At 40.0% G+C, this 21,253-nt stretch carries 21 protein-coding genes and 2 tRNA genes; 9 read left to right on the top strand and 14 right to left on the bottom strand.

The features are described from left to right. Positions 1–9: 9 nt before the first annotated feature. The 14 genes from QUE86_RS00315 to QUE86_RS00380 all read right to left on the bottom strand — a co-directional run bounded on the left by QUE86_RS00315 (position 10) and on the right by QUE86_RS00380 (position 16,092). Positions 10–2,334 (bottom strand): efflux RND transporter permease subunit, encoded by a 2,325-nt coding sequence (locus tag QUE86_RS00315; RefSeq protein ID WP_130051399.1) that lies wholly within the window; start codon positions 2,332–2,334, stop codon positions 10–12. After that, positions 2,334–3,338, bottom strand: coding sequence for a WD40/YVTN/BNR-like repeat-containing protein (locus QUE86_RS00320; protein ID WP_130051398.1), 1,005 nt, complete (start codon positions 3,336–3,338; stop codon positions 2,334–2,336). Before QUE86_RS00320 ends, QUE86_RS00315 begins: the two co-directional genes overlap by 1 nt. A 124-nt stretch (positions 3,339–3,462) precedes the next feature. Next, positions 3,463–4,827 carry a DUF1329 domain-containing protein gene (locus QUE86_RS00325; protein ID WP_130052285.1) on the bottom strand — a complete coding sequence of 455 codons (1,365 nt, stop codon included), beginning with the start codon at positions 4,825–4,827 and terminating at the stop codon, positions 3,463–3,465. A gap of 12 nt (positions 4,828–4,839) precedes the next feature. Continuing rightward, entirely contained in the window at positions 4,840–6,924 is a 2,085-nt protein-coding gene (locus tag QUE86_RS00330; protein ID WP_130051397.1) for a DUF1302 domain-containing protein, read from the bottom strand. Between the two features lie 299 nt (positions 6,925–7,223). After that, positions 7,224–7,445 carry a DUF2835 domain-containing protein gene (locus tag QUE86_RS00335; RefSeq protein ID WP_167657594.1) on the bottom strand — a complete coding sequence of 74 codons (222 nt, stop codon included), beginning with the start codon at positions 7,443–7,445 and terminating at the stop codon, positions 7,224–7,226. After that, the gene (gene pepN / locus QUE86_RS00340; protein ID WP_286258551.1) at positions 7,445–10,039 is read right to left on the bottom strand and encodes an aminopeptidase N; all 2,595 of its coding nucleotides are present in this window, start codon (positions 10,037–10,039) and stop codon (positions 7,445–7,447) included. The genes QUE86_RS00335 and pepN overlap by 1 nt, the downstream gene beginning before the upstream one ends. Before the next feature lie 41 nt (positions 10,040–10,080). Continuing rightward, positions 10,081–11,562: a Na+/H+ antiporter NhaC gene (nhaC, locus tag QUE86_RS00345; RefSeq protein ID WP_130051394.1), complete on the bottom strand. Its 1,482-nt coding sequence runs from the start codon at positions 11,560–11,562 to the stop codon at positions 10,081–10,083. Between the two features lie 178 nt (positions 11,563–11,740). Next, positions 11,741–13,765: a carboxy terminal-processing peptidase gene (gene prc / locus QUE86_RS00350; RefSeq protein ID WP_130051393.1), complete on the bottom strand. Its 2,025-nt coding sequence runs from the start codon at positions 13,763–13,765 to the stop codon at positions 11,741–11,743. 27 nt (positions 13,766–13,792) lie between these two features. Beyond that, on the bottom strand, positions 13,793–14,443 hold the full coding sequence (gene proQ / locus QUE86_RS00355; protein WP_130051392.1) for an RNA chaperone ProQ: 651 nt from the start codon (positions 14,441–14,443) through the stop codon (positions 13,793–13,795). A 14-nt stretch (positions 14,444–14,457) separates the two neighbouring features. After that, a complete protein-coding gene (locus QUE86_RS00360) occupies positions 14,458–14,736 on the bottom strand; it encodes a hypothetical protein (protein WP_063705577.1) in 279 nt (92 codons plus the stop codon). Then, positions 14,733–15,194 carry a GAF domain-containing protein gene (locus QUE86_RS00365; RefSeq protein WP_167657592.1) on the bottom strand — a complete coding sequence of 154 codons (462 nt, stop codon included), beginning with the start codon at positions 15,192–15,194 and terminating at the stop codon, positions 14,733–14,735. The genes QUE86_RS00360 and QUE86_RS00365 overlap by 4 nt, the downstream gene beginning before the upstream one ends. Before the next feature lie 125 nt (positions 15,195–15,319). Continuing rightward, positions 15,320–15,715: a hypothetical protein gene (locus QUE86_RS00370; RefSeq protein WP_130051390.1), complete on the bottom strand. Its 396-nt coding sequence runs from the start codon at positions 15,713–15,715 to the stop codon at positions 15,320–15,322. 154 nt (positions 15,716–15,869) lie between these two features. Further along, a tRNA-Ser gene (locus QUE86_RS00375) sits at positions 15,870–15,960 on the bottom strand. A gap of 41 nt (positions 15,961–16,001) precedes the next feature. Further along, positions 16,002–16,092, bottom strand: a tRNA-Ser gene (locus tag QUE86_RS00380). 258 nt (positions 16,093–16,350) lie between these two features. On the opposite strand from QUE86_RS00380, the gene QUE86_RS00385 reads away from it, so the two are divergent. The 9 genes from QUE86_RS00385 (at position 16,351) to hflD (ending at position 21,225) form a co-directional block, all read left to right on the top strand. Beyond that, a complete protein-coding gene (locus tag QUE86_RS00385; protein WP_062564480.1) occupies positions 16,351–17,016 on the top strand; it encodes a Bax inhibitor-1/YccA family protein in 666 nt (221 codons plus the stop codon). A gap of 55 nt (positions 17,017–17,071) precedes the next feature. Beyond that, on the top strand, positions 17,072–17,425 hold the full coding sequence (tusD, locus tag QUE86_RS00390) for a sulfurtransferase complex subunit TusD (protein WP_167657866.1): 354 nt from the start codon (positions 17,072–17,074) through the stop codon (positions 17,423–17,425). Then, the gene (gene tusC, locus QUE86_RS00395) at positions 17,422–17,778 is read left to right on the top strand and encodes a sulfurtransferase complex subunit TusC (RefSeq protein WP_167657865.1); all 357 of its coding nucleotides are present in this window, start codon (positions 17,422–17,424) and stop codon (positions 17,776–17,778) included. The genes tusD and tusC overlap by 4 nt, the downstream gene beginning before the upstream one ends. A gap of 47 nt (positions 17,779–17,825) precedes the next feature. Further along, positions 17,826–18,041: a DsrH/TusB family sulfur metabolism protein gene (locus QUE86_RS00400; RefSeq protein ID WP_233786738.1), complete on the top strand. Its 216-nt coding sequence runs from the start codon at positions 17,826–17,828 to the stop codon at positions 18,039–18,041. Positions 18,042–18,044: 3 nt separating this feature from the next. After that, positions 18,045–18,374: a TusE/DsrC/DsvC family sulfur relay protein gene (locus QUE86_RS00405; RefSeq protein ID WP_286258559.1), complete on the top strand. Its 330-nt coding sequence runs from the start codon at positions 18,045–18,047 to the stop codon at positions 18,372–18,374. Beyond that, positions 18,374–19,021, top strand: a complete 648-nt coding sequence (locus QUE86_RS00410; protein WP_130051385.1) for an rRNA large subunit pseudouridine synthase E — start codon at positions 18,374–18,376, stop codon at positions 19,019–19,021. The genes QUE86_RS00405 and QUE86_RS00410 overlap by 1 nt, the downstream gene beginning before the upstream one ends. After that, a complete protein-coding gene (locus tag QUE86_RS00415) occupies positions 19,014–19,448 on the top strand; it encodes an NUDIX hydrolase (RefSeq protein ID WP_178927022.1) in 435 nt (144 codons plus the stop codon). Before QUE86_RS00410 ends, QUE86_RS00415 begins: the two co-directional genes overlap by 8 nt. Before the next feature lie 74 nt (positions 19,449–19,522). Then, the gene (gene mnmA, locus QUE86_RS00420; RefSeq protein ID WP_130052284.1) at positions 19,523–20,623 is read left to right on the top strand and encodes a tRNA 2-thiouridine(34) synthase MnmA; all 1,101 of its coding nucleotides are present in this window, start codon (positions 19,523–19,525) and stop codon (positions 20,621–20,623) included. Beyond that, a complete protein-coding gene (gene hflD / locus QUE86_RS00425; RefSeq protein WP_130051383.1) occupies positions 20,623–21,225 on the top strand; it encodes a high frequency lysogenization protein HflD in 603 nt (200 codons plus the stop codon). Before mnmA ends, hflD begins: the two co-directional genes overlap by 1 nt. Positions 21,226–21,253: the final 28 nt, after the last annotated feature.

A 21,253-nucleotide genomic window follows, 5' to 3' on the forward strand; every position in this document is an offset into this window, starting at 1 on the left:
TTATTCACATTATTTTTTCTGGTCAGTCCAGAGGAAGCTACCAATTGCAGGTAAAAGTAGTACTGCACCCAACATGTTAACCAAAAACATGAAGGTCAGAAGAATACCCATATCCACTTGGAACTTCAGATCAGAGAAAATCCATGTGCTAACACCAATGGCTAAGGTAATACCTGTGAACAGCACTGCACTACCACGCTCTACTAATGCATTACGATAAGCTACTTCCAGTGCCACACCTTGTTTTAGCTGCCCCATCATTGATGAAAGTATGTAAATCCCGTAATCGACACCAATACCAACACCTAAAGCGATAACTGGTAATGTCGACACTGTTAAACCTATTTCAAGTTGTACCATCAACGCTTGCGCTAAGGTTGATACGATGTACAGAGGTAATACGACTGCAACCGTAGCCTTAACACTTCTAAAGCTAATTAAGCATAGCAGGATTACGGCGCCGTAAACGTAAAGCATCATAGGTAACTGTGCAGCCGATACCGATTCGTTCGTTGCAGCCATTACACCTACTGGCCCTGACGCGAGCTTAAACTTCAATTTATCCGTACCTTCAGCGGCAGCAAACTCTTTAACCTTTGCTACTACATGGTCAATAGTTTCTGCTTTGTGGTCATTTAAGAAAATAATCACTGGCATTACAGAGCAGTTACCATCGAGTAAACCTGAGCTTGTTTCGACGCGCGATGTTGCTTGCACTAAACTGGCGGTATTGCGCGGCAGACTCTGCCATTTTAAATTACCTTCGTTAAAGCCGGCATTCACTGACTGTGCAACAGAGCTTAAACTCACTGCTGATTGCACCCCTGAAACGTTCTCCATTTGCCATTGGAAGCGGCTAATACGTTCCATAACATCATGCTCAGTACACGCAGCAGGATACGCTTCTACAATCACTTTTAGGATATCTGATGAAATGGTGTATTTATCAGAAATCAAAAAGGTGTCTTGGTTATAGCGGGCATCTTGGTGCAAAGATGGCGCACCAGCATGTAAGTCACCAATACGCATTTTGTCAGCTTGCCAGTAACCCACTGCAAATAACACAGCCGTAAAGACGATAATAAAACCAGCTGTTTTACGATCAGTAGCTTTTACTAATAGTTCGCGTAACTTATCTAAGAAATTTGGTTTATCTGTGTGAGTACCCGCTTGAATATGCACAGTGCCTTCAAAGCGCATATAAGATGCCCATACAGGTAATAGAATCAGGTTAGTGAAAATAATTACCGCCACACCTAAACTCGCTGTGATGGCAAGTTCGCGAATAATACCAATATCAATGGTTAGTAAAGTTAAGAAACCAATTGTGTCAGATAACAGTGCGATACCACCTGGGATCAGAAGTGCCCTGAAGCTTGCCTGACAGCAAACCCGAGTTGAACTACCTGTTGACACTTTTTTACCGATGTCATTAATCATTTGCACACCATGGCTTACGCCAATCGCAAACACTAAAAACGGCACTAGAATTGACATAGGATCTAAACCAAAGCCTAAGGTCGATAACAAACCTAACTGCCAGACAACCGCAATGATTGAACACGCAATCGGTAAAATCGTCAGCTTTAAGCTTTGACAAAATAACCAAACCATCACGAATGTGAAAGCAATCGCAATAGCAAAAAATAACAGTACGCCTTTAGCCCCCTCAGCTACATCACCTGCCATTTTTGCAAAACCAATGATATGGATACTGACTTTATCAGTACTGAGTGGATCACGGACTTGCGTTTCTAACTTTTCAGCAAACGCTAAAGTGTCTAGTTTTTCTTGTGTTTGCGGGTCAGTTTCGAGTAATTGGGCTGTCACCATCGCGCAAGAGTAGTCACTGGCAATCATGCGGCCAACCACTTTTGCTTTTTCGATATTTTCTTTTACAACCGCAAGACCACGTTTGTCAGCGGTAAAGTTTGCCGGAATAATTGGACCGCCAGCAAAACCATCTTCAACCACTTCAACAAAACGCGCACTCGGTGCAAAGATTGAATTTACTAATGGACGATTCACACCGGGAATAAAATAAAGCTGGTCATGAACTGCTTTAAGTTGGGTAAAAAATTCTTCATTAAAAATATCACCGTCTGCATCACAGACTGAAATCAAAATACTGTTTGCACCACCAAATTGTTTTTCGTGTTTGGTGTAAACCTTCATATAGTCATGATTGAGCGGAATATTTTTATTAAACGATGCGTCTAATTGAATTTGTGTTGCTTTGAATAATAAAAAACAGGTGATCAAAGCAAAGGAAATAATTGCGAATAAGCGATGACGAAACACCGCTCTTTCTAAAATATCTAAAAAACCACGCATTACGGATTCAACTCCTTCACTTTAATGCCATTTTCTGAAGCCATAATTAGTTTGTCTTGAAACACAACACCATCAAGTAACGATTTACCATCGGCCATTTGTTCTTCTGTAAGTTGGTCATTCTTAATATGGAAAATCACCCCACTGTTAGCAAATAATAGCCACTGGTTGTTGTAGTTAATCGCGCTATTAACGGTTGCATAATTGTCGTGTGGTATTTGCTGCCACTGTTCACTGCCAGCTTGGCGAGTAAAAATGTTGCCTCTAAGGCCTGCAACTAGGTCTTCTCCACCTTGATCTGCAGTTGACGCAAACGTAAAGAAAGAGCCCATATAGATCTCTTCAAGACGCTGCCATGTTTGTCCATTGTCGAAACTTTGTGCCATTAACCCCATTTCACCAGCTAGGAATAAGCTATTATCGGTTTTAACAATACGATTAAAATGTGGGAGTATTGAAGCGGTTTCAATTTCATACCCTTCTGGATCACTGTCTTTTAAATCATTGAGGTATTCACGGTCTTCCTCAAATAATAGACTATCTAAAAAACGTTTCTGCCAAGTTTGGCCACCATCATTAGTTTCAAAAAACATGCCGTAAGCACCTACTGCATAACCATGCTCAGCAGTAGTAAATAAAATATCTAAACATGGCTTATCCATGTTTGGTAGAGACTGCTGTAATTGCCAGGTTTTTCCTGCATCCTGTGTATTAATGATGGTTGCATCATGACCACAGGCCCAGCCTAAATCGCTATTATAAAAATCAACTGCAGTGAGTAGTACTTGGGTCGGTACACTCGCTTGTTGCCAAGTTTTAGCATCTGTACTTGTAATAACCACACCATGTTTGCCAACAGCAACAAGATTTGAGCCAGCTAGTTCAATGTCGGTGAGTAGAGTTTTGTTTGCGTTAACAGCGCTAATAGCTTGTTGCGGCATAGGCATGTCTTGAGCAAAACATGAAGCACTATAAGCAAGACAGGCATAAAGCAAATACTTCATAAAGATAAATCGCCTTCGAAAAGATAAAAAAGAGAAGTCAAAAAAGTCACTGGGAAACCTATTGCGTGTACTGATGACTTACGCGAATTGCAAAAGGCACCTGGAGTCAGGTGCCTTAATTTTATTAACGACCTTCGCGGCGTAATGCGCTTGAAGTAAACTCGTTATCGTTGAATGATTGTGAGAAATCATACATTTTTTCTTGATTATCTAAACCAATTGCTAAATAACGACGAGAGTTAAGGTCATGATAAACTTCTAACGTACTCCAATGAGTCGGTACTTCATAGTAGTTAAGGCCATGAGCCATCGCTACACGATACATTTGATCGCGGTTATCATAGATATCCGTTACATGTACTTGCCAGCTATCTTCATCAATATAGAAAACACGTTTCTTATAAATATGACGAGTACCCTCTTTCAGGTTCGCTTCAACAACCCAAACACGGTGTTTTTCATAACGAACATGCTCAGGATTGATATGACCTGCTTGTAAAATATCATCGTAGCTTAGTTTGTCGCTGTGAAGCTTGTAGCTGTTATAAGGAATATAAAGCTCTTGCTTACCTTTTAATGTCCAGTTGTAACGATTCGGAGAACCGTTGAACATATCAAAATCATCAGTCGTACGTAAGCTGTCAGCTGCTGTTCCCGGTGCATCATAGGCAACATTAGGTGCACGACGAACACGACGCTGACCTGAATTGTATGTCCATGCTTGGCGTGGCGTTAATATTTGGTCCATGGTTTCATGAACTAGTAACGCAGTACCTGCAAGACGAGCAGGCTCAGTTACTTTTTGCTTAAACTTAAACAAGATATTAGATTCTTGTAGTTTCTCTGGCGTTGCTTCAGGTGATGAGTATTCAACTAATAGTTGCTCATCAAAACCTACATAGTTGTATGAACCTGACGCTGTCGGTGCTGCTTGACCACCAGAGCGCGCAATTGATAAACCACGGAAACGTAGTAAGTGGTTCCAAATAGCTTCTAAACCATCTTTAGGAATTGGGAACGGAACACCTACAGCGGTATTTTTAATACCGTTACCACCTTCTACTAACTCAGCTGTCGTTGCATATTTTTTAGTTGCATCGTATACAAACTGAGGATAAGACGCACTACGACGAGTTGGGTAAATATTCATCTTGAACGTATCAGGATACGTGTTGAATAATTCAACTTGACCTGGGCTCAAGTAATCTTTGTACTGGTCAACGTTCGATTTATCAATCGTAAATAAGATTTTATCATCAGCAAACGGGTCAGGATGATGCATACCAGGCTTATAACTAGCAGGTGGTTTTGTTATACCACCAGTCCAAGCCGGAATAGAGCCATCTTTGTTTGCTGCTTTTTCTGCGCCAATAGGCGTTAAATCATTACCTAAACGAGCCGCTTCATCAGCGGTAATTTTTGCAAGTACACTTGAGCTTGCGAAAACGCCACAAAATGCTGCTGCGATGAGGGTAGGTTTTCTAATAATCATAATTTACCCTTAGATTGAATATTTAATATTGAAAGAAACATAATCGCGGTCAGAGAAAGTATTCGTTGCGCCACCACCCCAGAACGAGTTGTAGCTAAAGTCGAATGACCACGCATTTTGATAGTTGAAGTTCATGGTAACACCGAGCGATTTACGGTCTTCAACAAATAAGAACATTGGATCAGGTGTAATACCATTTACGTCGTGCGAGAACACAAAACGTGGCGAGAAGTTAACACCGCTAAAGAAGTTATAATAATCACCTTTGGCAATTAGGCGATAACCCCATGCAGAAGCCGTTGGGAATGGATTCGTTTCAGGACCGTTTGAAAGACCTAAGTGTAGCGTTGAATAATCATCGCTTAATGGGCCTTGCATGATACCGCTTCGACCAGTACCGGCAACGTTTAAACGAAGCTCATCGTAATCTGGCATATCATTAATACGTACACCACCAATTTCACCAACTACCGCCCAGCTATCAGCACCTAGCGAAGGACCAAATAAATGCGTTGCAGTAAATTGTAATTGTGCCGTGTTACGAAGAATAAAGCCTTGTGCAACTTCACCTGGACCTACAACACTCGTAGCATCGCCTAAACTCATTTGTGAAATACCAGCAAAGTCAGGACGAATACCTGCAACCGCTAATTGCTCAGGCATACCCGCGTAAAGTAACTCTACGTCATCAATTTGTAGTGGTTCGTCTTGACGGAATGCAAATTCACCAGCAAGCGCTGTTTCACCGACTGATGTATTGAAGCTAAGACCGTACAGCTTAATATCTTCAGGGTATTCTAATTGGCCTTTAGTGAATGCTTGTAAGCCTGTTACATTATCTTCTGTGATTTCTGTCGTTAGTAACATACCGATATCGGCAGCTATTGCCGCATCAGTGAAGTTAGATACCTGACCAGAAATTACCGGGCGACGGCTATGATAGTTAATGTGGTATAACGCCACTTCAGTGTCGTTTAATTCAGGTAAGTACATACCTAGGCGTAAGCCATATTGACCACCGTCATCAGGTTCGTTTTTACCTGCAGAACCTTTGCCTTTTAATGCCACTTTGGTCGGGTAAGCTAGGTACATTTGTGCCATCATTGCTTGACCTTGTGCTGATGTAGGATCAACACCTTGCGAGCGAACAATGTCATCTAAATTATTTAAGCTTTCTGTTAAGAATGCTAAATCAATATCTGGGTTAGAGGTGAAGCCCAGTTGTATATTTTGCTGATAACCATTTTCAGACGCGAAATCGTTAGTCGAGAAATATGTACCTGCCGCAGGAAGACGTGTTTCATGCCATTCATACTGGTAGAAACCTTCTAGCGTTAAATTATCTGTAATACCGAGAGATGCCCAAAGCATACCTACAGGTATGAACGCTTCTTTTAATTCTGCACCAGGGGCTTTTAATCGATCGATATCAACTGGGTTTACGTTGATACCATGCGAAATCAAAGTACTCTCACCCCAGTTAACAACTTGTTGGCCTAAACGAATAGACAGTGGGTTACGACCTTCATTTAAATCAAAGTTTGCCCATACATAGGCATCGAGTAAACGTAAATCAGCACACACTTGTTCTTTTGTGTCGTCATCATCACATGGATCAACTTTATTGCCTGAAGTTGGATTGCTATATGCGTAATCACCATCCATCAACGCAAAGTCGTAGAAGTACATAAAGCGAGTGAAGAAACCAAAGTTATCTTTGCTGATTGATAGCTCGTGGTTACCTTTTAATAATTTTGAAAATGAATCACCACTATCAAAATTAAGATTACCTGCATCACCATTATTTGAATATGCACCTGGTTGGTTCCATACATCAGCAGAAGAATAGATTGGATTTAAAGCAGAATGATAACCCGTCCAATCGAATGAAGGGTTATTACTTTTACCTATATGTTTGAAATCTCGGTCTTCAACACGAATACTTTGGCCATAAGAGAAATTAGAGTCAAAACGTATGTCAAAGTCACCTAATTCAAAGTTTGCCGCGTGCAAAGATGTGCTTGAGAGTCCGAGTGTAGCCGCCGCGAGTCCCAAAGCTATTTTGTTTTTAACAAAAAGCGATCGTTTTATCATTGTGTTCATCCCCCTGTAACGGGTTGTTTTGTGATCAAATTGTTGTTTTTAGTATCTTTCTAACGATAGAAGCGAAACAGTAAAATTACAATATAGAACGCGTTCAATCGGTTAATATTTATTTAAAAATGTGACGTTTACGCATTGGTAAGACGTCATACCAGATATTTTATACACGTAAATTAACAATAGAACAAATCGAATTAACAAAAATATAATAAATTTAGAGAATAGTAGACAGTGAAAATTAACTTTTTAGTGATTAAAAAGTACAAAATAAAAGCAGCCAAAGCTGCTTTTTAACTAATTTTCTCTAGTTTTAAAAACTGATTTTCAGCGGTTAATGTCAACCTAAAGCGCCCTCTTATCCCTAAGGATGAAATAAAAGGGCGTAAATGGTTTGCATCAAAGCGAACAGTCTTGCCACCATCCTCTGTGACTTGCACAGATTTATATTTACCATGATAGTAATCAAGACATTCTGAATAACTCAGATACAAGGCAAAGTAATACTCATTCATTAACTTTCGAGAGCTTTCTCAACTTTTTCAAACAAATCATCACTGAGACCATCTAAATCAGCTAAGCGTTGCAATTGTGCTTTCATTGCCGCTGAACGATTTTCATCATAGCGTTTCCATGACATAAACGGTGTCAGCATGCGCGATGCATTTTGCGGGTTAATATCATTAAGCTTAACCAGTAAATCACCTAGTAATTGATACCCTTTTCCATCTGCACGATGGAACTGAGTGATATTAAAATGACTAAAGCTTCCAACTAATGCACGCACTCGGTTAGGGTTACCAAAGTCAAAACTAGGATGATCATAGAGTGCTTTAATATCGTTGATACTCGTTGCTGAATCTTTCATTGCTTGTAAGGAAAACCATTTATCCATAACAAGCACATCATGACGCCATTTAGCATCAAACTCATTTAGCAGTGTGTCACACAGTGGATGGTTTGCTTTAACCACAGCACTTAATGCAGCAAGGGCGTTGGTCATATTGCTACTGTTTGCAGATTCTCTAATCAAGCTGCTAACTTCGCTATGATTTGTTTTCGCTAAATAGTATAAACAAAGTTGCTTAAGAGCACGTACGGCAACGGCTGTAGCGGATGTTGATCCATCGTCATCAAGGGCGTTATAACAATTAACCAATGACTCTGTTAGGAAGTTGGCAATTTGCGATTCAAATGCATTTTGCACAGCAATAATGTCATCAACAGGGATGACGGCATATTCTGCAGCAAGAGTATCGTAGCTAGGCAGTTTTAACAGCTCCGCAATTAGTGCGAGGTCACCTTCACGATTATCAACTAGTAGCTTTAATGCCGACAAGATATCATCAGATAAACAAGCTTCACCACTGGCAATCGCCGCTTTCATTTCATTCGTAAATAAACGCTGCTGAGCATCCCAACGTGAAAAGTCACTGCGAGCAAAACGCATAATATGTAACAGATCAGCTGCAGACGTATTTTGATTAACAATGCATGGCGCTGAGAAATCTTCAAGTAGCACTGCTACTGGGCGCTGTGTAATATCTTCAAAAACAAATTTCTGCGTTTTTTCAGTAACATTTAATACCGAATCTTGTGGCTGATTATCAATCACAAGAGGTAGCGACTGCCCTTCACTATCTAAAAGCTCAATAGCAAACGGTATGTGTAATAAGGCATTATGAGGCTGATTATCAGGTGCGAATTGTTCAATACTCAATGTAAAAGTCTGATTTTGTTCATTATACACTTGTTCTACATTGAGCTTTGGTGTACCCGCTTGGCTGTACCATCGCTTAAATTGCGTTAAATCAATACCGGATGCATCACTCATTGCAGCCACAAAATCATCACAGGTAACAGCTTGCCCGTCATGGCGCTCGAAATACAATGCCATACCTAGCTGGAACTTCTCTTCTCCCAGTAAGGTGTGCATCATACGGATAACTTCAGCTCCTTTGTCATACACAGTCACAGTATAAAAATTATTCATTTCAATGACTTTCTCAGGTCGAATTGGGTGCGCCATAGGCCCTGCATCTTCACTGAATTGGTGAGTTCGCATAACTTTAACTGCATCAATACGATTAAGTGCACGGGAGCCTAAGTCACTACTAAACTCTTGATCACGGAAAACCGTTAACCCTTCTTTCAACGATAATTGGAACCAGTCTCGGCAAGTGACTCGATTACCTGTCCAGTTATGGAAGTACTCGTGGCCAACTATAGACTCAATCGTATGATAATCTTTGTCGGTGGCCGTTTCTTGATTTGCTAAAACACATTTTGAATTAAAGATATTGAGACCTTTATTTTCCATTGCACCCATGTTGAAGAAATCAACGGCAACAATCATGTAAATGTCTAAATCATATTCAAGGTTAAAGCGCTCTTCGTCCCATTGCATTGACTTCTTTAAAGACGTCATCGCGTGGGGCGTTTTCGATAAGTTGCCTTTATCCACAAACAAGGCTAATTCAACTTTTCTACCAGACTGGGTTGTATAATGGTCACGTAGCACATCAAAATCACCAGCAACAAGTGCAAATAAATAACTTGGCTTTTTAAATGGGTCTTGCCATTTTACAAAGTGACGTCCGTCATCTAAGTTACCTGATTCAATTTGGTTACCATTAGACAGTAAATGAGTGTACTTTTTGTCGGCAATAATTGTCACATCAAAGCTGGCAAGTACATCTGGTCGGTCGAGGTAATAGGTAATCTTTCTAAAACCTTCAGCTTCACATTGCGTACAGTAAGCACCGCCTGACAGGTACAATCCTTCTAATGAGGTGTTTGTTTGCGGGTCAATTTGGTTCTCAATTTTAAGTATAAAATTTTTAGGCAAATTATGAATGATCAGCTTTTCATCTTCGAGCGTGTAATCATTATAAGCTTTGTCATCAACCATCACAGAAATTAGTGTTAAATCAACACCATCTAGAGAAAGATCAGCATTACTTTCGTCAGTACGATTGATTGTCATTGTTGACTGTACTGATGTTTTTAACGGCGCTAGTTCAAAATGTAAATCGATGTGTTGAATTGAGAATTGTGGGGCTTGGTAATCTTTTAAATATTGAGCTTGAGGTTTACTCGTAGCAGACATAACTGACTCCAAATGGCCCTGCTTAGCAGGGCCTAAATAGTTTATTCAGCGTTAGCTTGTTGTTTAAGGTGTTTTGGGGTAATACGTAAAATTTTAATACCCAAATAGGCATAAACAATCGCTAATAATGGATTAATTAAATTAAAGAATGCGTACATGGCATAATCAAATGGATTGATTAGTAAAACACTTTGCATATAGGCACCACAGGTGTTCCAAGGAATAAGAGGGCTAGTAATTGTGCCACCATCTTCTAACGTACGAGAGAGATTCACCGGCTTTAAGCCTCGCTTTTCATATTCGTCTTTAAACATACGACCAGGAACAACAATTGCGATGTATTGGTCAGCTGCAACTGCATTAGTACCAATACAGGTTGCAATAGTTGCAGTAATAAGAGAGCCAGTGCTTTTAGCAATTTTTAAGATGCTCTTGACGAACATATCAAGTAATCCGGTTTTTTCCATGATTGCGCCAAACATTAAGGCCGTCATAATTAGCCAAGTGGTTGTCAGCATGCCAGCCATACCTCCACCGCTTAATAATGAGTCCATTTTTTCGTCGCCAGTGTCAATACTGAAACCATCAAAGAAAGTTGTCCAAACTAACTTAAAATAGCCAATCAGATGGCCTTGTGATGCATCAATTTGGCTGTTAATTAAATCTGACTGAAATAACATAGCCCAAATCGCACCTAACACCGCACCAATCGATATTGCAGGGAACGCCGGCATTTTACGAATTGCTAAAAGCAATAACACAACCAGTGGTACTAGCATTTCAAAACCGATATTAAAGTTTTGCTCTAATAAATTAACGATTTCATCAATACGCCCTGCTTCTGTTGAGCCTCCAGCATTAAAGCCCATAAAGATAAAAATGATTAAGGCAATGATGAAGCTTGGCACTGTTGTCCAAAGCATATGATGGATATGTTCAAATAAATCAGCACCAGCTACAGCAGGTGCTAAGTTAGTTGTTTCAGAAAGTGGGCTTAATTTATCACCAAAGTAGGCACCAGAAATAACCGCACCCGCCGTTACAACTTGTTCAAGGCCAAGGCCTGTTGCAACACCTAATAACGCCACACCAATGGTCGCCGCTGTGGTCCAAGAACTGCCTATACTCATAGCTACAATGCCACAAATTAAGCAGCTAGCCGCATAAAACCAGCTAGGATTGATTATTTGTAGCCCATAGTAAATTAGAGTTGGTACAGTACCCGATAACAACCAAGTACCAATTAAGGCACCCACCATTAGCAGAATGATAATTGCACCGAGTGATAAGGTGATCCCTTCAATCATGGCTTGTTCTAGTTTTTTCCAGGTATAACCATTTTTTAAACCAATTAATGCTGCAGTAAAAGTAGCGAATAATAGAGCGATTTGGTTAGGACCTGATGATGAATTATCACCGAATAAATAAACAGCAGCGCCTAGCAGGCACACGAGTACAGTAATTGGGATCAAGGCATCTAAAAAACTGGCCTGTTTAATTGGCTTCTCTTCAATTGAATTCAAAAGATAGTCTCCTACACGTCTTATGTGGCGTGTTTAATTATTATTGTAAGCTTGACGCAAAACTTCAGTGGCTTTTGGGCAGCCATATCCTGCAATTATAACAACCTGACCTGTTTTAGGTAGCAAAAAAGGCGCCTAAGCGCCTTTTTATTAATCAATATTGCTATTTAATTGCCAATTATTTCTTAGCAATACGACCATATTTAATAAAATCCTGCGTGATTAATGCAGCCTCTTCTAAGAAAGGGTCTAGTTCATCAAGGCTATCAGGTAAATCATCAAGCTTTTCTACTGGCTTTTCACCAAGGCGAACTAATCGTTCATTAGCACGCTCTAAAGCACGCTCTTCACTTTCATCTTTCTCTTTTAAACGCGTCGCTTCAACCAGTGAGATAGTTTTACGGTCTTTCTCTTCTTGGTAGCGCTTAATGTCATCAAACACATAACCAAACTCCGGCTCATCTGCAATTCGCGAATCATGAAGCTTATTAACGTAAGCAATAGCTGGTTTCAAGTTATCGACTGAATTATATTTAGCACGAATGATACTATCCCAAGGTAAGGCATTATCTTGTTGGCTCTCGCCCCACTCCGATGGTTCAATTGCTGATGGGAATGACACATCTGGGATCACTCCTTTGTGCTGCGTGCTTCCGCCATTGATACGGTAGAACTTAGCGATTGTATATTGCACGCTACCTAATGGGTGATCGTATAAGTCATAGGCGCGGCCAAGGGGTTTATGCTGCTGTACTGTACCCTTACCAAATGTTTGTTCACCAATCACAATTGCACGGCCATAATCTTGCATTGCTGCAGCAAAAATCTCTGAGGCTGATGCACTGTAACGATCAACTAAAACAGTGAGTGGGCCATCATAAAAAGTGACGCCGTCACGGTCTTTTTGCTCTTCAATACGATTATTTAACGTGTGAATTTGCACTACTGGACCTTGGTCTATGAATAAACCAGAAAGCTGAGTTGCTTCGTAGAGAGAGCCCCCACCATTTTGACGTAAATCAATGATAATACCGTCTACTTTGGCTTCTTTTAATTTCGCAATTTCAATTTTAACGTCTTGCGATAAATTGTTGTAGAAACCAGGAATTTCAATAACACCAATTTTGCTGGTTAAGTCAGAGTATTTTGCTTCAAATACTTCAGATTTTGCAGCGCGGTCTTCTAAGCGGATCTTATCACGAGTGATTTCAACTACTTTAGGTGTACCGTGAGCATCTGCACCTTTTAGGTATTGCAGGCGAACTTTTGTCCCTTTTGGGCCTTTGATCAGATCAACTACGTCATCTAAACGCCAGCCAATCACATCAACAAACTCTTCACCTTCTTGGGCAACACCAATAATACGGTCATCTGCTTTAATTTGTTCTGACTTATCAGCCGGGCCACCAGGTACTAAGCTACGAATTACTGTATAGTCTTCATCATAGCTAAGCACAGCACCAATGCCTTCTAATTCAAGATCCATGTCCATCTTAAATTGCTCAGCACGGCGAGGTGATAAATAAGAGGTATGCGCTTCAATGCTTCGTGCGAATGAATTCATCACGATTTGAAAAGCATCTTCACTATTAGTTTGCACTAAGCGTTTTTGCGCATTGTGGTATCGTTTGGTCAAGACTTCTTTAATGCCTTGCCAGTCTTTACCCGTCATTTTTAATCGTAAAGCATCGTACTTGACTCGTTGACGCCAAAGTTCATCAAGCTCAGCTTGGCTTGTTGCCCAATTGGCGTCTTCACGGTCGAACAGATACTCATCTTCTTTATCGAACTTCATTTCGTTTTCAAGCAGCGATAAAGAATAATCATAACGTTCAAAACGACGTTTTAAGCTTAAGTTAAAAATATCAAAGGCAAATCCCAATTTACCTGTCGACAATGCATTATCAAACTGATCTTTATACTGCTCAAAAGAAGCAATATCAGACGCTAAAAATACATTTTTGTTGTAGTCGAGAGATTCAATGTATCGATCAAAAACCTTTTCAGATAATTGATCGTTAAATTTAATTGGTTTGTAATGTGCACGAGTAAATAAGTTTGTCACCCGTTTGCTTGCCGTACTATGTTGGCTTTCTTGCTTGAGTACTGGCAGATCTTTTTCAGTCAAATTGTCTGAAGATGCCAATAATGAACCTGAAAACAGGGCAGCGACTAACGGAATGAGCGTAAACTTTTTACTCATACACAACTCCTTTATTTTTTACAGCTATTAAATGATATACAGGCTGTCTGCTTTGGTCTTAACTTGCATCCCTGTTACTAACTCAACGTGAACTTCATCTTTATTCACTTCAGTAATAACTGCGTTTACAAGTGCTTGGCCAAGTTTAACTTTAACTTTGCTATTAACCTTGACCTCAGAGGCAGGTAAAGGTTCAACTTTTCCTGAACGTTTTGCAGGAGCAGCTTTAGCTGGCTTATTACTTACTTTAGCGCCTTTTTCGCCTGATTTAGCGTGGTGGCCAGTATTCTTTTTGTAAGATTTTGTGTCACCGTCTTTACGTGGACGTTGCGGCTTCTTACGCTTCGCCATTTTAGCGCGGCTTTCTTCTAACGCTTTTTGTGCGTGCTCAATGTGCTCTTGTTCAACTTTTTCGTCTTGATTACCATCAAGATCGATACGGAACTCAGACTTTGTCACAGCTTCTAAATAGCGCCAGTTTGAGGTGTACTTTCTTAATGCTTGACGTACCTGAGTTTTACTTACCTTCTCAGAACCTTCAATGCGCTCAGCAATATCTTTAAAGATACCGACTTTAAGCGGCTGAATACCGTCTTTTTGTTTAAAACATTGTGGAAATTCTTGATATAAGAAATCCAGTACTTCATTAATATCTTTTAGCTTGTTTGTGGTTTCCATCTTAGAACCTTTTATTACATCTTTTCATCAAGTGATGAATCGACATAGTGTGTTACCCAGTCGGTCAACTCTTCGAAGTCCGCTTCAATAAGCGCTAAATCACCACGAAGGTGTTCCCAAATACCATTTATAATTTCATCAATTGATTCACAGTCAAGGTCATCCGGTAGACGATCCCAAGCCATGTGAATCAGGTCGTTGAGCCTTTCAGCAACAACTTCTTCTTCCCCTTCCCAATCACCAACATCAGCAATTGCAAAGAGGTAATCTTGCACATTTAGCAGATCTTTCATTTTAGATTTGCCTCAAAGCACTTTACCAATGCTTCTAAACCAGCTTGATCATCAGCATCGAATCGCGCAATGCTTGGGCTATCGATATCAAGTACAGCAAATACTTTACCGTCTTTGAAAATCGGCACAACTACTTCTGAGTTAGATGCAGCGTCACAGGCAATATGGCCAGCAAATGCATGCACGTCTTCAATGAGTTGTGTTTGTTGTGTTTGCGCGGCAGTTCCACATACCCCTTTACCTACTGGAATACGGATACATGCAGGATTACCTTGAAACGGCCCTAGCACTAATTCTTCAGGTGAATCCATCAAATAAAAGCCCGCCCAATTTACGTCCTCTAGTGAGGTAAATAACAGCGCACTAATATTTGCCATGTTGGCAATGATATTTGATTCACCAGTGATTAGCGATTCAGTTTGTTTAACTAATGACTGGTAAAAATCTTGCTTTTGCATACCAAACTACTTCTTATTAAACATACAGTAGCTAAAGGTACTCTTTGTAGACGACAAATGAAACCTTTTGAGGGCAAAAAAAAACATTTTGCCCTCAATTTCATTCAGCTTGATTAATTATTCTGCTATTGATGAGAAGATTGTGCTGTAAGGCCCTGTCTTAAACCAAATAAAAACAGCCCTGCTGCAAGGGCAGACATGACAGCATTGACTACAAATGCCATACCTGTTGTAGCACTCAATAAGTAACTAAAGATAGCTCCACCTAGTAAACCCAGTGTCAGCACACCTGAATAATTTACTTTCGCATACTTATACATAAGCAGGTAGCCAGGTACCACAAATGCAGCCATAGTTAAGCCTACAATGTGTGCATTGGCTATTGCACTGACAAGTAAGTTAAAGAAAATACTAAAGCCATTTCCTTCAAGTGAAAACGCATAATAAAGGCCTAAGATACAACCAACGATCACAGGCGATAATAAAGAAAGTCCTACACTCTTTGCTAAACGATGTTTCATAAATTCCCTAATGCCACAAAGATAATACGAGAAGTATTAAGCATGGACTAACTAGGGAAAATGCGAAATATCGACAATAGTCGTAATTTGCTTGGCAAAGGAATAAAGCGGCAGAAACAAAAAAGCCGCTGAATAAATTCAGCGGCTTCAATGATGGTGGAGAGATAGGGATTTGAACCCTAGAGGGGCTACAAACCCCTGCCGGTTTTCAAGACCGGTGCATTCGACCACTCTGCCATCTCTCCGAATGCGAAAACCTACCCGCTTACGCAAGTAGTAAAAATAATGGTGGAGAGATAGGGATTTGAACCCTAGAGGGGCTACAAACCCCTGCCGGTTTTCAAGACCGGTGCATTCGACCACTCTGCCATCTCTCCGACGGCGTGCATAATAGATAAGGAAGCCGGGTTTGTGAAGCTTTTTTTTCAAAAAACTGTTTAAGTGATTAAAAAACAACTAAATCGTTCAGCATTAACACAATCAAACTCAAAATATAATCGATTTGAACTTTTCTATTATTTATCTTGTCTATTGATCCACAATAGTTTGCCCAAATATATAACTCTTGATAGGCTTAGTTCAGTTTAATAATTGGAACTAACGAACGTATAAGTTCATTTAAAGGAGCTCTAACAATGGCGTTTAATCAATCGTACAATACTGCTAGACCAGTAATGTCGACTATTGAAACCAATAAAGTTTTGAAGAATACCTATTTCTTACTAGCTATGACACTGGCATTTAGCGCAGTAACAGCGGGTATTTCAATGGCAATGAATCTACCTTATTTTATGGGGTTAGTATTTAGCTTGATTGCATTTGGTGTACTTTTTGTTGTCAACAAAAAGGCAGACAGTGCATCAGGTGTTGCCTGGGTATTCGTTTTCACAGGTTTGATGGGCGCAGGACTTGGTCCAATGCTTAACTACTACGCTGCAATGCCAAATGGCCCTATGCTTATTATGCAAGCCCTAGGTTCGACAGCCTTAATCTTCTTCGGCTTATCAGCTTACGCTCTAACCACTAAAAAAGATTTCTCATTTATGGGTGGTTTTTTAACAGTGGGCTTAATTGTGGTAATTATCGCAAGCTTAGTAAATTTATTTATTGGTAGCTCTATTACCTTTATGGTAATTAACGCTGCAGTTGTATTGATTATGTCTGGTTTAATATTATTTGACACTAGCCGCATTATTAATGGCGGTGAGACAAATTACATCCGCGCAACAGTTGCTTTATATCTGAACGTGTATAATTTATTTACGTCACTTCTACACCTACTTGGTGCAAGTGATGACTAATTAAATAGTTCTGCTAAAATAGCCCCTTTCTAGGGGCTTTTTTATTGGATGCGTTTTGGCACAATTTGTACTTTCTCTTCATACCGCGCCGACCGATCATGACACGACACAACGGCTAATTAAATTTGCGCAAGCTTGTCTTGATTCTGGTCACTCAATTACAGCTATCTTTCTTTATCAAGCAGGTGTTTTCCACGCAAGTAATCATTTAGAACTTGCCAGTGATGAGTTACCAATTAATCGTTTATGGCAAGAATTAAACTCGCAAGATGTTCCTCTGCTTCTTTGTGTTACTGCTGCAGAAAAACGAGGGTTAGATATTGATAACACAGGCGTGTTTACAGTTGCTGGCTTAGCTGAGTTTGCAATGTTAGTAAGTGAAGCTGATAAATGGGTGCAGTTTAAATGAAAAACATTCTTGTGATCAGTCAACACAGTCCATTTGATGATCAACATATTCGTGAATCACTCGACACTACACTGATTTTTGCTGCTATCGAACAAAACATTAGTTGGCTTCTTAGTGGTGAGGCAGTATTAGCTCTGAAAAAAAATCAACAGCCAGAGCAACTTGGCATTAAAAACTATTTTAAAACCATTAAAACCCTTGAGTTATACGATGTTGAAAACATTTATGTCTGTGAAAAGTCGTTAATGGACTTTAACCTTTCAGAAGATAGTCTGATTATCGATGTTAAAGTAGCTAACTTTGAGCAACAGCGAGACTTAATTACAGAGCAGCATCAGGTGGTGACGTTATGAGTACATTGCATATTTTTTCGAAACCCTTATCCCACTATTGCAATAATATGTTGGCTAATCTAATTACTGCACAGGATAAGGTACTACTAGTCAGTGATGCTTGTTATAACAATATGCAATTTAAGCAGTTCTCATCCTGTCTATATTTACTTGAAGAAGATACTACAGCTCGCGATATTTCACTCAATAAAGAGGATATCGTAATAGACTACACACAGTTTGTAGAAATGACTTTAAATGCACAGAACACAATTACTTGGTAAACCATGCTTGAATTTAATAACAAACAAATAGAAACAGACAAACAAGGTTATTTACTTGATTCAAATGATTGGTGTGAAGATCTAGCGCCTATCATTGCTGAACAAGAGAACATTACTTTAAGTGAACAGCACTGGGAAGTTCTGCACTTTGTGCGTGATTTTTATCTTGAATACAACACCAGCCCAGCTATTCGTATGTTGGTCAAAGCTATGGCTCAAAAGCTTGGTGAAGAAAAAGGTAATAGCATGTACTTGTACAAACTTTTCCCTAAAGGTCCTGCTAAGCAAGCAACTAAAATTGCAGGTTTACCTAAACCAGCTAGGTGCATTTAATGGTAAACAAACCTAAAAGTAAACCACGTCGCAGTAGTGGCCGAACATACTCAAGGCCGATACAAAAACGTGAAGTAAAAAAAGCAATTAGCCCAGAGAAACGTAAAGTCGTACTGTTTAACAAACCATTTGATGTGCTTTGCCAGTTTACTGATGATCAAAACCGCAAAACGCTTGCCGACTTTATTACTATTAAAGACGTTTATGCAGCAGGACGCCTAGACAGAGATAGTGAAGGGCTGTTGCTACTTACAAACTGCGGTAAATTACAACACACTCTCACTGAACCCAATAAAAAAACAGCAAAAACGTATTGGGTGCAAGTAGAAGGTGATGTTACTGATGAGGCTATCTTTGCGCTTAACAAAGGCGTAGAGCTTAAAGATGGCATGACCAAGCCTGCCAAGGTTAGGCGAATTAATGAACCCGCAATTTGGCCACGTACCCCGCCCGTTCGCGAACGAAAGAATATTCCAACTAGCTGGTTAGAAATATCCATCACTGAAGGAAGAAACCGCCAAGTTCGCCGTATGACAGCCCATGTTGGTTTCCCTACTTTGCGATTAATTAGATATAGCATTGGTAACTATACTCTTGATGGTTTGGACAGTGGCCAGTTTAAAGTCGTGAACAATCCCGATGCATAAACCTAATGTCACAGTTGCTGCAATCGTCAGGTGTCAAGACAAGTATTTACTTGTTAAAGAGCGCGATAAGCACACAGGTGAAATTTGTTATAACCAACCAGCAGGTCATTTAGAAGCCAATGAAACCTTAGCAGAAGCAGCTCATCGCGAACTTGTTGAAGAAACTGGCATTAGCCTTAATGCCAATCACCTTGTTGGCATTTATAATTTGCATGCCGCAAATGGCGTTCACTATATGCGTTTTAGTTTTGCTTTTAATTGCCCTACACTAATAGCACCCTCCCCCCAGGATGATGATATTCTCAGCGCAGATTGGTTTAGTTTTGAACAAATTAAAAGCCTACCACTGAGAAGCCCCCTCGTTTTAAAATGCATTGAAGATCATTTAGCTGGTAAAGCCTATCCACTTAGTTTGATTTACCAATAACGGCTGTGATTTTGGCTGGTTTGGGTATATAATATCGGCCTTTCCATAGCAGTTAAAAAATGACAGCGAATATTATGAGCGAAAATAGTCACATTAAAGTCATCGTGGGTATGTCCGGCGGTGTGGATTCTTCTGTATCAGCGTATTTATTAAAGCAACAAGGCTATCAAGTTGAAGGCCTGTTCATGAAAAACTGGGAAGAAGATGATAATGATGAATATTGCGCTGCAGCTGAAGACCTTAAAGACGCACAAGCAGTCTGTGATAAATTAGGTATTGAGCTTCATACTGTAAATTTTGCAGCAGAATACTGGGATAATGTTTTTGAGTACTTCTTAGCAGAGTACAAAGCAGGCCGTACGCCTAACCCAGACATCATGTGTAATAAAGAAATTAAATTCAAAGCATTCTTAGAATTTGCAGCTCAAGCACTCGGCGCTGATTACATCGCTACTGGTCACTATGTGCGCCGTGAAAAACGGGGTGATAAATTTGTTATGTGTCGTGGCCTTGATGACAATAAAGATCAAAGTTATTTCTTATACACTTTAAGCCATGAACATATTGCACAAACGCTTTTCCCTGTAGGTGATATTGCTAAACCTGAAGTTCGCCGTATTGCCGAAGAGCAAGATTTAATAACTCACGATAAAAAGGACAGTACAGGTATTTGTTTTATCGGTGAGCGTAAATTTAAAGATTTCTTACAAAAATTCTTACCGGCACAGCCAGGTAAAATCGAAGATACCGATGGTAATGAAGTTGGCGAGCACGAAGGCTTGATGTATCACACTTTAGGTCAACGTAAAGGCCTCTTAATTGGTGGTATGAAAGAAGGTTCGGGTGAACCTTGGTATGTTGTAGACAAAGACATTGAACGCAATGTACTAGTTGTTGGCCAAGGTAAAGACCACCCTCGGCTATACAGCAATGGCTTAAATGCGAATCAACTACACTGGGTTGACCGTGTTGGCCCTAAAGGTACAACGCGCTGTACTGTTAAAACTCGTTATCGCCAAGAAGACATCAGCTGTACATTACTCGTTGGTGAAGATGGCATGGCTCGCGTATTATTTGATGAGCCACAAAAAGCGGTTACACCTGGTCAATCAGCCGTATTCTACGCTGATGAAGTCTGCTTAGGTGGTGGTATTATTGATTCGGTGATTAAGTAATGACAGAGCACCAAGTCATGGCTTTAGCTGCCATGTGCCAAGTTGCCAAACAAGTACAAAAAGTTGCGCAATATGGCCAAGGCAGTGATCACGAATTAGAAAAGTTATTAAGCTGTATTGTCGAAACATCACCTGATACACCTGAAGATGTATATCAGGGTAAACATAATTTACGTGAAGGCTATCGTATTTTGATTGCCCAGCTTTCTGCCGGCGCAGATAAAGACGTCGAAATCGTAAAATATGTAGGTGGCTTAATGCAATTAGAACGTGCCTTGAGCGCAAAACAAAGCAGCTTAAATGAATTAGGTCGTCGCATTGATGACGTTAAACGTCGCCTCGACCATTTTGCTATCACAGATGATACTGTAGTAGCAGCGCTTGCTGATATTTACTCGTCGGTGCTAAGCCCCCTTGGGCATCGTATTCAAGTTTACGGCAAGCCAGAGTTATTAAAACAGCAGCTCACGCAAAACAAAATTCGCGCCTTATTATTGGCCGGAATTCGTAGTGCCGTGTTATGGCGACAAATGGGCGGTAAACGCCGTCACTTTTTCTTTGCAAAAAGAAAAATCCTCGCTATTGCTAAACAATCAATTTAATTATCGTTCAAACTAGACAATTTAGGAG

Source organism: Pseudoalteromonas apostichopi (assembly GCF_030297135.1).
GTDB lineage: Bacteria > Pseudomonadota > Gammaproteobacteria > Enterobacterales > Alteromonadaceae > Pseudoalteromonas > Pseudoalteromonas apostichopi.

What these genes read in the sequence shown, in the direction of transcription:
- proQ (WP_130051392.1), bottom strand. Translation starts at nt 14,443, where the DNA reads ATGGAAACCACAAACAAGCTAAAAGATATTAATGAAGTACTGGATTTC.
- QUE86_RS00370 (WP_130051390.1), bottom strand. Translation starts at nt 15,715, where the DNA reads ATGAAACATCGTTTAGCAAAGAGTGTAGGACTTTCTTTATTATCGCCT.
- QUE86_RS00385 (WP_062564480.1), top strand. Translation starts at nt 16,351, where the DNA reads ATGGCGTTTAATCAATCGTACAATACTGCTAGACCAGTAATGTCGACT.
- QUE86_RS00320 (WP_130051398.1), bottom strand. Translation starts at nt 3,338, where the DNA reads ATGAAGTATTTGCTTTATGCCTGTCTTGCTTATAGTGCTTCATGTTTT.
- pepN (WP_286258551.1), bottom strand. Translation starts at nt 10,039, where the DNA reads ATGTCTGCTACGAGTAAACCTCAAGCTCAATATTTAAAAGATTACCAA.
- QUE86_RS00330 (WP_130051397.1), bottom strand. Translation starts at nt 6,924, where the DNA reads ATGATAAAACGATCGCTTTTTGTTAAAAACAAAATAGCTTTGGGACTC.
- mnmA (WP_130052284.1), top strand. Translation starts at nt 19,523, where the DNA reads ATGAGCGAAAATAGTCACATTAAAGTCATCGTGGGTATGTCCGGCGGT.
- QUE86_RS00410 (WP_130051385.1), top strand. Translation starts at nt 18,374, where the DNA reads ATGGTAAACAAACCTAAAAGTAAACCACGTCGCAGTAGTGGCCGAACA.
- QUE86_RS00365 (WP_167657592.1), bottom strand. Translation starts at nt 15,194, where the DNA reads ATGCAAAAGCAAGATTTTTACCAGTCATTAGTTAAACAAACTGAATCG.
- QUE86_RS00400 (WP_233786738.1), top strand. Translation starts at nt 17,826, where the DNA reads ATGTTGGCTAATCTAATTACTGCACAGGATAAGGTACTACTAGTCAGT.
- hflD (WP_130051383.1), top strand. Translation starts at nt 20,623, where the DNA reads ATGACAGAGCACCAAGTCATGGCTTTAGCTGCCATGTGCCAAGTTGCC.
- QUE86_RS00360 (WP_063705577.1), bottom strand. Translation starts at nt 14,736, where the DNA reads ATGAAAGATCTGCTAAATGTGCAAGATTACCTCTTTGCAATTGCTGAT.
- QUE86_RS00315 (WP_130051399.1), bottom strand. Translation starts at nt 2,334, where the DNA reads ATGCGTGGTTTTTTAGATATTTTAGAAAGAGCGGTGTTTCGTCATCGC.
- QUE86_RS00335 (WP_167657594.1), bottom strand. Translation starts at nt 7,445, where the DNA reads ATGAATGAGTATTACTTTGCCTTGTATCTGAGTTATTCAGAATGTCTT.
- tusC (WP_167657865.1), top strand. Translation starts at nt 17,422, where the DNA reads ATGAAAAACATTCTTGTGATCAGTCAACACAGTCCATTTGATGATCAA.
- QUE86_RS00415 (WP_178927022.1), top strand. Translation starts at nt 19,014, where the DNA reads ATGCATAAACCTAATGTCACAGTTGCTGCAATCGTCAGGTGTCAAGAC.
- QUE86_RS00405 (WP_286258559.1), top strand. Translation starts at nt 18,045, where the DNA reads ATGCTTGAATTTAATAACAAACAAATAGAAACAGACAAACAAGGTTAT.
- prc (WP_130051393.1), bottom strand. Translation starts at nt 13,765, where the DNA reads ATGAGTAAAAAGTTTACGCTCATTCCGTTAGTCGCTGCCCTGTTTTCA.